8 protein-coding genes are annotated in these 13216 nt (G+C 69.7%); all 8 read left to right on the top strand.

The genetic code is table 11. The annotated features are described in order from the left end of the window. Positions 1 to 278: HRDC domain-containing protein (locus VIB55_RS19330; RefSeq protein ID WP_331878307.1), on the top strand; the 278-nt coding region annotated here is incomplete at its 5' end. A 158-nt stretch (positions 279 to 436) separates the two neighbouring features. After that, positions 437 to 1648, top strand: coding sequence for an acyl-CoA dehydrogenase (locus VIB55_RS19325; RefSeq protein WP_331878306.1), 1212 nt, complete (start codon positions 437 to 439; stop codon positions 1646 to 1648). Between the two features lie 157 nt (positions 1649 to 1805). Next, complete coding sequence (locus VIB55_RS19320) at positions 1806 to 3377, top strand: Rne/Rng family ribonuclease (RefSeq protein ID WP_331878305.1); 1572 nt, start codon at positions 1806 to 1808, stop codon at positions 3375 to 3377. 170 nt (positions 3378 to 3547) lie between these two features. Continuing rightward, the gene (locus tag VIB55_RS19315) at positions 3548 to 4909 is read left to right on the top strand and encodes a hypothetical protein (protein WP_331878304.1); all 1362 of its coding nucleotides are present in this window, start codon (positions 3548 to 3550) and stop codon (positions 4907 to 4909) included. 125 nt (positions 4910 to 5034) lie between these two features. After that, positions 5035 to 5349, top strand: coding sequence for a 50S ribosomal protein L21 (gene rplU / locus VIB55_RS19310; protein ID WP_331073045.1), 315 nt, complete (start codon positions 5035 to 5037; stop codon positions 5347 to 5349). 15 nt (positions 5350 to 5364) lie between these two features. Next, on the top strand, positions 5365 to 5664 hold the full coding sequence (rpmA, locus tag VIB55_RS19305) for a 50S ribosomal protein L27 (protein WP_331878303.1): 300 nt from the start codon (positions 5365 to 5367) through the stop codon (positions 5662 to 5664). A 200-nt stretch (positions 5665 to 5864) separates the two neighbouring features. Further along, positions 5865 to 7103, top strand: a complete 1239-nt coding sequence (locus VIB55_RS19300; RefSeq protein WP_331878302.1) for an aminotransferase class I/II-fold pyridoxal phosphate-dependent enzyme — start codon at positions 5865 to 5867, stop codon at positions 7101 to 7103. 328 nt (positions 7104 to 7431) lie between these two features. Further along, positions 7432 to 13182, top strand: a complete 5751-nt coding sequence (locus tag VIB55_RS19295) for a beta strand repeat-containing protein (RefSeq protein WP_331878301.1) — start codon at positions 7432 to 7434, stop codon at positions 13180 to 13182. The last annotated feature ends 34 nt before the right edge of the window (positions 13183 to 13216 follow it).

Here is a 13216-nt window from a genome sequence, read left to right as displayed (position 1 = left end):
GCGACGCCTTCGAGCGCGCCGCGCCGGCGGGGACGGCGGCGGCCGCGCCGCCCAGCGCCGAGCAGAGGCAGCTGTACGCGAAACTGCGGGAGTTGCGGACGTCGCTGGCCCGCGAAGAGGAGGTGCCCGCCTTCTGCGTCTTCGCCGACCGCACGCTGGTGGAGATCGCCAGGCGCCATCCGCGCAGCGAAACGGAGATGCTGGCCGTGCCCGGGGTGGGGCCGGGAAAGATGCAGAAGTACGGGTCGGCCTTCCTGGAAATCCTGCGCGGCGACTGAGCGGCGCTCAGTTCCCGGCCCCGCTCCGCTCCCCCGGGGCCACCTTTCCCAACCTCACTTTCGCTGCTACATTCCCCCGGTTTAGCACAAGGGTCCGGGCGCGGAATTCCGCGTCCCACAACGACAAACGACTGCATCGCGGGGCTGCGGAACCACCCATGGAACGGTACTTCGACGAGAACCACCTGATGATCCGCGACATGGTGCGCGAGTTCGCCCAGAACGAAATCGCGCCCGTCGCGGGGGAGCTGGACCAGGCGTCGGAGTTTCCCTGGGAGAACGTCGCCAAGATGTCGGAGCTGGGCCTGCTGGGCGTGCCCTGGCCCGAGGAGATCGGCGGGGCGGGGATGGACGGCATCGCCTACATGATCGCCATCCACGAGCTCGCCAAGGTCGACGCGTCGCACGCCATCACCATCTCGGCGCACACCACGCTGGGCACCTCGCCCATCATGAACTTCGGGACCGAGGAGCAGAAGCAGCGCTTCGTCTCGCACCTGGCCTCGGGCAAGGTGCTCGGCGGCTTCGGGCTCACCGAGCCGGGCGCCGGCAGCGACGCGGGGGGCACCCAGACCACGGCCGTGAAGGCCGACGGCGGGTGGATCCTGAACGGCAGCAAGATCTTCATCACCCACGCGGGGGTCGGCGAGATCTTCGTGGCCACGGCGGTGACGGACCGCGACAAGGGCACCAAGGGGATCACCTCGTTCATCGTCACCAAGCCGACGACCGACCTGGAGCGGGCGCGCGAGGTGGGGGTGGGGCACAGCGACGAGCTGGCCTTCATCGAGGGCGTGCGCGCGGGAAAGAAGGAAGACAAGATGGGGTGGCGCGCCTCCGATACCCGCGAGCTGGTGTTCGAGAACGCCTTCGTCCCTGACGAGAACGTGCTGGGCGAGGTGGGAATGGGCTTCATCAACTTCATGAAGACGCTCGACGCCGGCCGCATCGGCATCGGCGCGCTTTCGCTGGGGATCGCCGAGGGCGCGTACGAGCAGTCGGTGAAGTACGCGGCCGAGCGGCACCAGTTCGGCAAGCCCATCGCCGAGTTCCAGGGCATCCAGTTCATGCTGGCCGACATGGCGACGGAGATCGAGGCGGCCAAGCACCTCGTCTACCACGCGGCCTGGCTCAAGGAGCAGGGAAAGCCGTACACCCGCGAGGCGTCGATGGCCAAGCTGTTCGCCAGCGAATGCGCCATGCGCACCACCACCAGGGCGGTGCAAATCCACGGCGGATACGGCTACACCAAGGAATACCCGGTGGAGCGCATGATGCGCGACGCCAAGATCTGCGAGATCGGCGAGGGGACCAGCGAAATCCAGCGGATGGTGATCGCCCGGGGCCTTCTCCGCGAGCTCTCCCACTGACCGGCGGGCCGCCGCCGCGGCACCTTCGCGGCGCGGCCCTTTGCAGAGGACCGATGCACATCCACAGGCGGAACGATGGGCGCGCCCGCGCCCTTCGCGGCTCCCCGCCCCCCCGTACGGGTCTCGCCCGGCCGTGCCTTCGCCTCGCGAGGGCCGCATGAAGCGCGAGATCCTGATCAACGCCACGGCCCGCGAAACGCGAGTCGCCATCCTCGAGGACGACGTGCTCGTCGAGCTGATGGTGGACCGTCCGGACGCGGCTCGCATGGTGGGCGACGTGTACAAGGGGCGGGTCGAGGCCGTGCTTCCCGGCATCCAGGCCGCGTTCGTCGACATCGGCACCGAGAAGGCGGCGTTCCTTCACGTGTCGGACGTGGCGCTCGAGGACGACGACGAGGCCGAGGACGACGAGCCGGGGGGCGACGAGGCGGCGGCGGACGAGGGCGACGGCGGGAACGGCGGGGGCGGACGGCGCTCGCGCAAGTACCCGCCCATCCAGGACATCCTGAAGAAGGGGCAGGACCTGGTGGTGCAGGTGAGCAAGGAGCCCATCAGCACCAAGGGCCCGCGCGTCACCGCGCACATCTCCCTCCCCGGCCGCTTCCTGGTGTACATGCCCGGCTCGTCGCACGTGGGCGTGTCGCGCAAGATCGAGGACCGCGAGGAGCGGGCGCGGCTGCGCGCGCTGGCCAAGGAGATCCTTCCCGAAAAGTCGGGCGGAATCATCGTGCGCACCGTGGGCGAGGAGCTGACGCGCGAAACCTTCCAGCGCGACCTGCAGACCCTGATGGGCACCTGGGCGCAGATCAAAAAGAAGGCGGCCAAGGCGCGCGGACCCACGGCCATCCACCGCGAGGCCAAGCTCACGGCGGGGATCATCCGCGACCTGTTCTCGCAGAAGGTCGACTCGCTGACGGTGGACACGAAGACCGCCTTCGACGAGATCCGCGCCTACCTGGAGCAGGTGGACCCGTCGCTGGTGGATCGCGTGCACCTGTACGACGACGCCAAGCCCCTCTTCGACGCGTACGACCTGGAACGCGAGATCCGCGACGCCTTTCAGCGCCGGGTGAACCTGCCCTCGGGCGGCTACATCATCGTGGAGCCCACCGAGGCGCTGGTCAGCATCGACGTCAACACGGGGCGGTACACGGGAAAGAAGGACCCCGAAAAAACCATCCTGAAGACCAACGTCGACGCGGCGCGCGAGATCGCCCGGCAGCTGCGGCTGCGCGACGTGGGCGGCATCATCGTCTGCGACTTCATCGACATGGAGTCAAAGGCCAACCGCGAGAAGGTGCTGCAGGAGCTGCGGCAGTGCCTTTCGCGCGACCGGGCGCGCACCAAGGCATTCCAGGTGAGCGAGCTGGGGCTGATCGAGATGACGCGCCAGCGGGTGCGCCCCTCGCTCTACCACACGCAGACGGCGGCCTGCCCCACCTGCGGCGGCACGGGGCGGATCTTTACCCCCGAAACGGTGGTACGCCGGATCGAGCGGGCCATCCGCCGCGCCGCCGCCGAGGGGAAGGAGCGCCAGCTGACCGTGCGCGTTCACCCCGAGGTCGCGCTCTTCGTGCTGGAGCAGGAGCCCCGGTTCCTGCGCACGCTCGAAGGCTCGCTGAAGATGACGCTGGCCATGCGCGACGACCCGCTGCTGCACCCAGACGAGATCAAGCTGATGGCCACGGCCACCCAGCAGGACGTGTCGCAGCGCTTCAACCTGGGCTAAGCGCAAGCCGCGCAGGCAGGTAGCGCCCGTGGGCATTCCGCCTCCGGGCGCGCGCCGTTAGATTCGTCGCCGTGCCGCCGCCCGTCCCGCGGGCCGCGGCGCGTGCGTTCCCCAGCCCGGCCGCCCCCGTTTCCGCGCGGCTGGCCCGACCCTTCCTCGCGAGGTTTCCCGTGGCACTCACGTTCTTCCGCCGCCTTTCGCCGTTCGGCGCGGCCGTGGCCCTGCTGCTGGCCGCGGCCTGCAAGGACGGCGTCGGCCCCGATCCCGAGGTGCCCGCCAAGCCCACCTTCGCCGTTCCCTCCGACGCCCTGGCGGCGCTGGACTGCACCGCCAACGTGGCGGGCGCGAGCGTTTCCTGCTCCCCGGTGTCGGGCGCGGCGGCCCACGTGCAGTTTGCCGCCGCCAACGTCGCCTCGTCCGGCGGAGTCTTCGGCTTCGACGCGTCGGTGAAGAACCTGCTCGTCTTCAAGCTGGGCACCACCGGCGGCTCCCCCGCCGAGGGCATCCAGGTGTACCTGGCCGCGGGTCCCGACGCCTCGGCGGGCACCGGGGCGGTGGACGCGCGCAACGGCCAGGCGCGCACGGTGGAAGGCAAGCAGCAGGCGTTCTTCCAGTACGGCCAGGTGCTCGCCCTGAACGAGACCGCGTCGCAGCGCTGGGAGTTCACCGTGGCGAAGAAGGTGACGGCGTTCACCTTCCGGGTGTACGTGCAGGCCGCGAAGATGCCCGTGGTGCTGTTCGACCGCGTGGTGGCCGGCAACCGCGACCTGTACCGGGTAGCCCTCGACGGCAGCGACCTGGTGCGGATGACGACCCACGCCGCCGAGGACATGAACCCCACCTCCGGCGGCGGAACGGTGGTGTTCACCAGCTTCCGCAACGGCAACGCCGAGCTGTACTCCATGCCGCTGGTGGGCGGGGCCGAAACGCGGCTGACCACCACGGCCGCATTCGAGACCGAGCCCGCCCTGAACCGCGAGGGAACGCGCCTGGCCTACTCCTACGACGCCAGCGGCGTCTCCAAGGTGTTCGTGGCCGCGGCCAACGGCACCGGCGCCACGCGGGCCGCCTCGAGCAGCTTCGGGTTCGGCGGCGCGCCCGAGGCGTCGCCGGCCTGGTTTCCCGGGGCGGACCGCCTGGCCCTGGTGGGAACGCCCAACGGCACCGCCGACGTCTTCGACCTGGCGGCGCCCGGGGCCATGCCCTCGCTGCTGCGCGGGGGCGAAAGCGCCGAGGTGACCCCCGCGTTCAGCCCCGACGGGAAGTTCCTTTCCTACTCGTCGAACGCGCCGGGGAACGCCGAGCTGTTCGTGCTGACGCTGGCCGGCGGCGCCGTCACCCGCCTGACCGACCGCGCGGGAAGCGACGCGTCGGGCACCTGGACGCCGGACGGCCGCATCGTGTACCTGGCCTACACCGCCACCGGCAACGAGCTGCGCTGGGTGAACCCCGCCGGGGGCGCGGGCGGGCTGATCCTGAGCGGGGGCGCCAGCGCCACGCCGGTGCTGCGGCCTTTCGCGGTGCCCTTCTGACCCGCCGCGGGCCGGCAAGTCCCGGCCCGGCACGCCTTGACACACGGGGTGTTTGGGGCGATATTGCTCGTCTTGTGTTGTTTTTTGGAGAACGGGCCAAGTCCGTGCAACGGGGTTCCAACGACATGTACGCCATCATCCGCACCGGCGGCAAGCAGTTCCGTGCCGAGCCGGGCAAGACGCTTCGCATTCCCTCCGTCGCCATCGAGCCGGGCGAAAGCCTTCGCTTCGACGACGTGCTCCTGGGCGCCGACGGCGACTCGATCAAGATCGGCGCGCCGGGCGTGAGCGGTGCGTCGGTGACGGCCGAGGTCGTACGGCACGGCAAGGGCGAGAAGATCATCATCTTCAAGCACAAGCGGCGCAAGAACTACCGGCGCAAGCAGGGGCACCGGCAGAAGTTCACTGAGGTTCGCGTCAACGAGATCAACCTCGGCTAACAGGAGAGAGCAGCCATGGCACATAAGAAGGGCGGCGGCTCGACCCGCAACGGGCGCGACTCGAACGCGCAGCGGCTGGGGGTCAAGCGCTTCGGTGGCGAGAAGGTTCTCGCCGGCAACATCCTGGTGCGCCAGCGCGGCACCCGCTTCCATCCGGGCGCCAACGTGGGCATCGGCAGCGACGACACGCTGTTCGCGCTCGTCGACGGCCAGGTGCAGTTCGTCCGCAAGGACAAGAAGCGCAAGTCGGTCGCGGTGCTCCCCTTCCTGGCGGAGCCCGTGGAAGCCGTCGTGGAGCTCGAGGCCGGCGACTGACGCCTGGCTTCGCCGCACGCAGGATACGGGAACCGCCCCGGCAGTGATGCCGGGGCGGTTCTTCTTTTCCGCCCACCTCACGATGGGCCGCATGTCCGCATCGGATGCGAGCACCCGCACGCGGGCGAGGTTCGTGCATGGGCGGGGGCGGTTTCGGCAGGATGGCTCTGCCTCCGGATCACCCGTCGCTCCAAGAACGCATGACCGCGCAGCCCTCGCCCTGGCCCCCGACCTCCAGCGCCGACTTTCCCCGCATCGGCAGCCTTCCCGCGTACGTGTTCGCGGCGATCAACGCCGAAAAGATGGAACGCATCGCCGCGGGCGAGGACGTCATCGACCTGGGGATGGGCAACCCCGACCTGGGCACCCCCGGGCACATCGTCGACGAGCTGGTGGAGCACGCGCGCAAGCCCAAGCACCACCGCTACAGCGCATCGCGCGGCATCTACGGCCTGCGCGAGGGGATGGCCGAGCACTACGCCCGGCGGTACGGCGTGACGGTGGATCCGGAGACGGAGGTGGTGGTCACCATCGGCGCCAAGGAGGGGATTGCCCACCTGATGCTGGCCCTGCTGGGCGACGGCGACACGGTGATCGTTCCCTCGCCGGCGTACCCCATCCACCGCTACTCGGTGCTGTTCGCCGGCGGGCGCGTGCACGGGCTGCCGCTGGTGGCCGGGGCGGACGGGTTCGTGGATGGCGACGCCCTGCTGGCCGGCGTGGAGGAGGCCTGCCGCACCGTATCACCCGCGCCGAAGCTGCTGGTGCTGTCGTTCCCCAACAATCCAACCACGCTGCAGGCGCCGCCCGGGTTCTTCGAGAAGGCGGTGGAGGTGTGCCGCCGCAACCGCCTGCTGCTGGTGCACGACTTTGCCTACGCCGACTTCGGCTTCGGCGCCGAGCCGCCCAGCCTGCTCGCCGTCCCGGGGGCGCGGGAGATCGGCGTGGAGTTCTTTTCCATGTCCAAGTCGTACTGCATGGCGGGCTGGCGGGTGGGGTTCTGCGTGGGCAACCCGGCCATGGTGGGGGCGCTGACGCGGATCAAGAGCTACCTGGACTACGGGATCTTCGAGCCCATCCAGATCGCCGCCGCGCACGCCCTGCGCGCCGGGCAGGAGTGCGTGGCGGAAACGCGCGAGGTGTACCGGCGCCGCGCCGATGCCCTGGTGGCCGGGCTGAACGCCGCCGGCTGGCCGGTTCCCGTGCCCGCGGCCACCATGTTCGTGTGGTCGCCCATCCCAAACGCGTTCCGGGAGATGGGCTCCATCGAGTTCGCCCGCCTGCTGCTGCGCGAGGCCGGCGTGGTGGTGTCGCCGGGGCTGGGCTTCGGGCCCGAGGGCGAGGGCCACGTGCGTTTCGCCCTGATCGAGCCCGAGTCGCGCCTGGCGCAGGCGGCCGAGCGCATCGGGGCGGTGCTGGGGCGAGTCCCCCCGGGATGACCCGCACGCGCGGCTGGCCGGCCGCGCCGATTTCCGTCGAACGGAGTATTTTGGCGCGGGTGGCGCGTTGCCTGGGCGGGGCGGCGGCGCTACCCGCGCGCCGTGCCATGTCGCTGGTGCGCTTACTCTTGACGCCGGTTCCCCAATGTGAGACATTGGTACGTCTCAGTGGACCGCTTCGCGGGACCGCCTGACGCGCAGTGGGGGCTTTCGGCCCCTCGCGCGCTCTTCTGACTACCCCCCTGGCAGGGCATACCCCTCGCCGTCCTGGTCGGTCGGATTCGTCTCTCCTCTTCGTTCTTCCTTCATCTCGGCCGGAGCCGGTCACATGTCCTTGCGTAGACGCGCTCTGTTCCTGGCGGGCCTTCTGGCCGCCGTATCCTGCAGCGACGCGGGCGACCCGCTGGGTCCTGACGGCCGCAAGCCGCCGATTCCCGAGCCCTCCGACGTCCTCCAGGCACTGGACTGCACCGTCACCGTGAGCTCGCGCTCCGTCACGTGCACCTCGGCGCAGCCCGGCACGGGCGCGGCCTCGGGGCTGATCGTGGGCGGACAGGACATGTTCGTGAAGCTGGTCTCCACGGGGATGGCGGTCGTAGCCGACACCTTCGTCTTCAATGCCACCGTGCAGAACCTGCTTCCGCAGGCGCTCGGTGTGAACGACGACGGATCGGCGAACGCGGAGGGCGTGCGCGTCTTCTTCCACGCGGGCCCCAACGCCGTCGGCGGCGGGGGCCCTGTCGTCGTGGCGGGGGCGTCCGGCTCCGAGGTCTTCATTTCGGGGAACAAGCCGTACTACCAGTACGCCGGCGCCCTGGAGCCCAACGAGGTTTCCGAGGCCAAGCAGTGGAAGCTCGCGCTCAACGGGGCTCCGCAGTTCAACTTCAAGGTCTACGTCTCGGCCCGGGTGAAGTACCCGCAGGGGTGGGTGGACATCACGCCCAACTCGGCGCTGCTGAACGTCGGCGAGACGGCCGTGCTCGCCGACAGCGTGTTCGACGTGGTGGGCCGCGGGCTCGCCGACAACGTGAACTGGTCGTCCAGCAACACGGGCGTGGTCACGGTGACCGAGACCTCCGACTCCACGGCGCAGATCCAGGGGGTTGCACAGGGCACGGCCTGGATCAAGGCCGAGAGCCAGGCGAACTCGGTGCGCAGGGACTCGATCCTGGTGACCGTGAACAACGCGCCGGTTCTGAACCTGGACAGCATCAGCGCCGTTTCCAACGTCACCATGCCGGTGGACAGCGCCCACGGGATGGTGGCCAACGACGGAACCGACGAGAAGCTGACGGTGAGCGCCGGCACGGTGAGCACCGACCGGGGCGGCACCGCGACGATCGCGGCGAACGGCAGCTTCACCTACCTGAGCAAGCCCGGCTACGCCGGCCTCGACACCATTCGCTACACCGTCACCGACGGCGCGCGCACCCTGCCGGGCAAGGCCGTGGTACGGGTGGAGAACAGCCCGTTCTGGTTCGTGAAGCAGGGCTCCGGCGGTGACGGGCGCGATGCCTCGCCCTTCGGAACGCTGGCCGCGGCGCAGGACTCGGCCGTGGCGGGCGATACCATCATCGTGTTCGCCAACGGCGTGCAGCAGCTCAACGGCGCGGTGACGCTGGAAGCCGGCCAGGCCATCATCGGCGGGGGCACCAGCCAGGCCGTCTCGCGCGGCACGTACAATGGCGCGGCCATCACCGTCCTGGCGGCTGGCGGCGCGGCCCCCGCGCTGACCAACACGGGACCGGGCGCCACCATCACCCTGGGCACCAACAACGTCATCCGCGGCGTGGGCATCACGGCGGCGGCCGGCGCAGCCATCTCGGGCACCAGCTTCGGAACGCTGTTCGTGCGCGAGACGGGCGTGAACCCGGCGGGCCCGGCGCTGCTGCTGAGCACCGGCGCGCTCGACGCCATCTTCGACGTGCTTTCCTCCACGGGCAGCACCACGACGGGGTTGAGCCTGACGGATGTCACCGGCTCCCTGGCGGCCACCGGCGGCGCCATCGCCAGCTCGGTGGGCACGGCGTTCCACGTCTCCGGCGGCTCGGCCGACATCACCTACGGCGGTTCCATCACCAACGGGTCGGGGCTGGCGGCTTCCATCTCGGGCCGCACCGGCGGCGCGCTCGCCGTTTCCGGCGACGTCACCGACAGCGCCGGCGGCATCTCGGTGAGCGGCATCTCGGGCGGCACGGTCGGCTTCTCCGGCGCGCTGAGCCTCACCGGTTCGGGCGTGAGCGTGGGGAGCAACACGGGCGGCACCATCTCGTTCACGGGCGCGTCGAAGACCATCACCACCGGCTCCAACGCGGGCGTGTCGCTGACCAGCAACACGGGCGCGGCGGTGACGTTCGGCGGCGGCGGCCTGGACGTGACCACCACCTCGGGCGCGGGCTTCACCGCCAGCGGCGGCGGCACGGTGAGCGTGACCGGCGCCAACAACACCGTCGAGAGCACCACCGGCACCGCCGTCACCCTGAATGGCGTGGGCACCGGCGCCAGCGGCGTGAACTTCCTGTCGGTGTCGGCCAACGGCGCCGCGAACGGCATCGCCCTGGCCAGCGTCACCGGCGCGGGGCTGCAGGTGACCGGCGACGGGAGCAACGGCGGCTCGGGCGGCACGGTTCAGAACACCACCAGCCACGCGGTGAGCCTGTCGAGCATGACGGGCGCCGACAGCGTGAGCCTGAAGTTCATGGCGGTGGGCGGCGGCAACGCCGGTACCGCGGGCATCTTCGGCTCCGGCTTCGGGACGCTGCGGGTGACGGGCGTTTCGGTGGCCACCACCGGCGGACCGGCGCTCAGCCTGGCCACCGGCACCCTGAACGGCGGGTTCAGCTCGCTGGGCTCCGCCAGCAGCGCCAGCAACGGCGTGATCCTGACCAGCACGGGCGGTTCCTTCACCGCCGCCGCGGGCAGCATCACGGGCGCCGCTTCGACGGCGTTCGCGGTGGCCGGCGGCTCGGTGAGCGCCACCCTCTCGGGCTCCATCTCGCAGGCGAACAACGCCCCGCTGGTGGCGGTAAGCGGCAGCCACAACGGCGCGCTGACCTTCAACACGGGCACGGTGGGCGCCACCAACGGCACCGGCCTGCAGTTCAACAACGCGGTGGGCACGTACGCCTTCAACGGCACCACGACCCTCAACGGCGGTGACGCGGCCATCGACATCACCAACTCGTCGACGGGCAGCTTCACCTTCGGCACGGGCGCGAGCGTCACCAACCCCACCGGCTCGGCCTTCACCGTGTACGGCAGCTCGCCGACGGTGACCTACAGCGGCAACCTGACCAAGGGCAACGCGGGGCTGCTGGTGGACATCGGCGAGCAGCCCGCCGGCAGCGTCACCTTCAACACGGGTACGCTCTCGGCGACCGCCGGAACGGGCATCTCGCTCAGCAACGCGGACGGCACGGTGGCCTTCAACGGCACCACCACGCTCAACGGCGGCGACGCCGGCGTGGACGTGGTGAGCGGCTCGAACGGCGCCATCAGCTTCGGCGCCGGGGCGAGCATCGCCAACGCGTCGGGCATCGCCCTGCGGGTGCAGAACGGCAGCGCCAGCACGAACGTGTCGTACGCCGGCAGCGTCACGTCGAGCGCCACGGGGCTTGCGGTGCACGTGGAGGGCGTCAGCGGCGGGTCGGTGACCGCGTCGGGCGCCATCAGCGGGACCAACGGCATCCTGGTGCAGAACAACACCGGCGGCACCATCACCTTCAGCGGCGCCAGCAAGGTGCTGAACACCACGGTTAACCCCGCGGTCACTGCGACGAACAACACGGGCTCGACCCTCGTCTTCAGTGGCGGCAATCTGGGCATCACCACCACCACCGGCGCGGGCTTCACCGCCAGCGGCGGCGGCACGGTGCAGGTGACGGGAGCCAACAACACGATCGCGACGACGTCGGGAACGGCGCTTTCACTGTCGTCGGTGGCGACCGGCGCCAGCGGCGTGAACCTGGCCAGCGTGTCGGCCAACGGCGCGGTGAACGGCATCCTGCTGTCGAACCTGACCGCCGGCCCGGGTGTGCAGGTGAACGGCGGAACCATCCAGGGCACCACCGGTGCGGGCGTGTCACTGGCCAACCTGTCGAGCCTCACCACCGGGGTGAATCTCTCCGGGATGACGCTCAGCCGCACCGCGGGCACTGGCGCAGTGATCACCGGCACCACCTTTGGAACGCTGACGATCGGCAGCACGTCGGTATCCGCCACCGGCGGCCCCGGCGCGCTGAACCTGAACACCGGTACGCTGAACGGAACCATCGCCAGCATCAACGCCTCGGGCACGGGCGCCGCGACGCACGCAGTGTCGCTGGCTTCGGTCGGCGGTACCTACACGGTCGGCGGGGGCACGATGACCGGCTCGGCCAACGGCGACGCGCTGAACGTGTCGGGCGGCAACGCAGTGGCTACGTGGACGGCTCCCACGCTGACCTCGGCCTCGACGGCCACGCAGGCGGTGGACATCTCGAACACCACGGGCGGGTCGTACACGTTTGCTACCGTTTCGGCGCCGAACACCTCCGGGGGTGTGCGGATGGTGACCAACGCGGGCAGTGTCACTTTCGCCGGCCTGACGCTGGGTAACAGCGGCGCACGCTACACCTTCACGCCCCTCGCCCTGCAGATGGGGTCCGGCAACATCAGCCTGGGCGCTGTGAGCATCTTCACGCAATCGTCCACGGCGCTGGCGATGACGTCGGCCGCGGGATCGGGAACGCTGTCCATCAGCAGCGGCACCCTCAACGCGGCGAGCGGCGCCGCGGTGAACATTGCGCCCTCCGCCGGCACGCAGCCGCTGGCGATCTCGCTCACGAGCGTTACCGCGACCAGCAGCACGAACGGCATCCGGCTGGCCGGAACCAACGGCAGCTTCGCCGTACTCGGCACGGGAACGGCCTCTTCGGGTGGCACCATCCAGTCGATGAGCGGAAACGGCATTCACTTGGCGACCGCGACCAACGTTTCGCTCGCATCGATGCTGGTCACCGCCAATAACGGCAGCGGCGTTTTCGGCGACCAGCTGACGAACTTCACGCTGACCGGGTCGCAGGTGACCAACAACGACGCCGACCATCCAACGGGCACCAACGAGTCGGGGCTGTTCTTCAACACACTGCTGGGCAGCAACACCATCCGCAGCACCACGGTGAGCGGCACCAACGGTGACGGCGTTCGCTGGGAGGCCAACGGCGGCGCGCAGGGCACCCTGCGGGTAGTGAAGAGCACGCTGGGTCCCAACCCGGTGGGCACGGGGGGCAACGGCTTCGCGGTGGTGGCGATCAACGACGCGTCGGTCACCGCAGTGGTCGACAGTTCGGTGGTGTCGGGCAACCAGACGGCCGGATTCCTGACCTCGTTCGCGAATACGGCCACGTACAACGTTTCGGTGAAGTTCACGAAGTTCAGCGGCAACAACATCGGGCTGGACCACGGCATCGGTGGCGGCAACGGCACCTTCACGTTCCAGCACGACACGCTGGTGAACCACCGCACCGCCGCGGTGAACGTGATCTCCGACGCCGCGTCGACGGGAACGACCAAGGCGAACGGAAACATTTCCAACAACGTGATCGGAACTGGTACGGCGGGCAGCGGCACCACCAACGGAAACGGGATCGGCGTCGACATCCGGGGTGGCGCGCAGGCGGCCATCACCATCCAGAACAACCTGGTGCAGAATACCCTGATGTACCCGATGATTATCGAGAACCGCCTGGGAACGGGGCGGAGCGACTTCATCGTGTCGTCGAACACGTTCAATCCGGCGGAAGACCCGTTCACTCCCTTCGAAGGGGTGCGCGTCACCTCGCGCGACTCGCGTACGACCTGCCTGAACATGGCGGCGAACACCTCGACCGGCTCCATGGGTGCGGCGGGGATCCGCACGCGCCAGGCGAACTCGGCCGTGTTCCAACTGGACGCGTTCGCCGGGGTGGGGACGAACTCGACGAGCATCAACGACTACCTGGATTCTCCCCGCAACACCGCGACGTCAGCCGTCGTGACCGCGGGGACCGGAACCGTGGTCAACTACACCAGCGCCACCTGCCAGACGGCGGCCTTCTAGGGCGCCTCGATGGCCGTAACCTGAAACGGAAGGG

Origin of the sequence: Longimicrobium sp. (assembly GCF_036554565.1) — a bacterium.
In the GTDB taxonomy this organism is placed as follows: domain Bacteria; phylum Gemmatimonadota; class Gemmatimonadetes; order Longimicrobiales; family Longimicrobiaceae; genus Longimicrobium.
This window is presented reverse-complemented; position numbering and strand designations above follow the sequence as displayed.

What these genes read in the sequence shown, in the direction of transcription:
- VIB55_RS19325 (WP_331878306.1), top strand. Translation starts at nt 437, where the DNA reads ATGGAACGGTACTTCGACGAGAACCACCTGATGATCCGCGACATGGTG.
- VIB55_RS19320 (WP_331878305.1), top strand. Translation starts at nt 1,806, where the DNA reads ATGAAGCGCGAGATCCTGATCAACGCCACGGCCCGCGAAACGCGAGTC.
- rplU (WP_331073045.1), top strand. Translation starts at nt 5,035, where the DNA reads ATGTACGCCATCATCCGCACCGGCGGCAAGCAGTTCCGTGCCGAGCCG.
- rpmA (WP_331878303.1), top strand. Translation starts at nt 5,365, where the DNA reads ATGGCACATAAGAAGGGCGGCGGCTCGACCCGCAACGGGCGCGACTCG.
- VIB55_RS19300 (WP_331878302.1), top strand. Translation starts at nt 5,865, where the DNA reads ATGACCGCGCAGCCCTCGCCCTGGCCCCCGACCTCCAGCGCCGACTTT.
- VIB55_RS19295 (WP_331878301.1), top strand. Translation starts at nt 7,432, where the DNA reads ATGTCCTTGCGTAGACGCGCTCTGTTCCTGGCGGGCCTTCTGGCCGCC.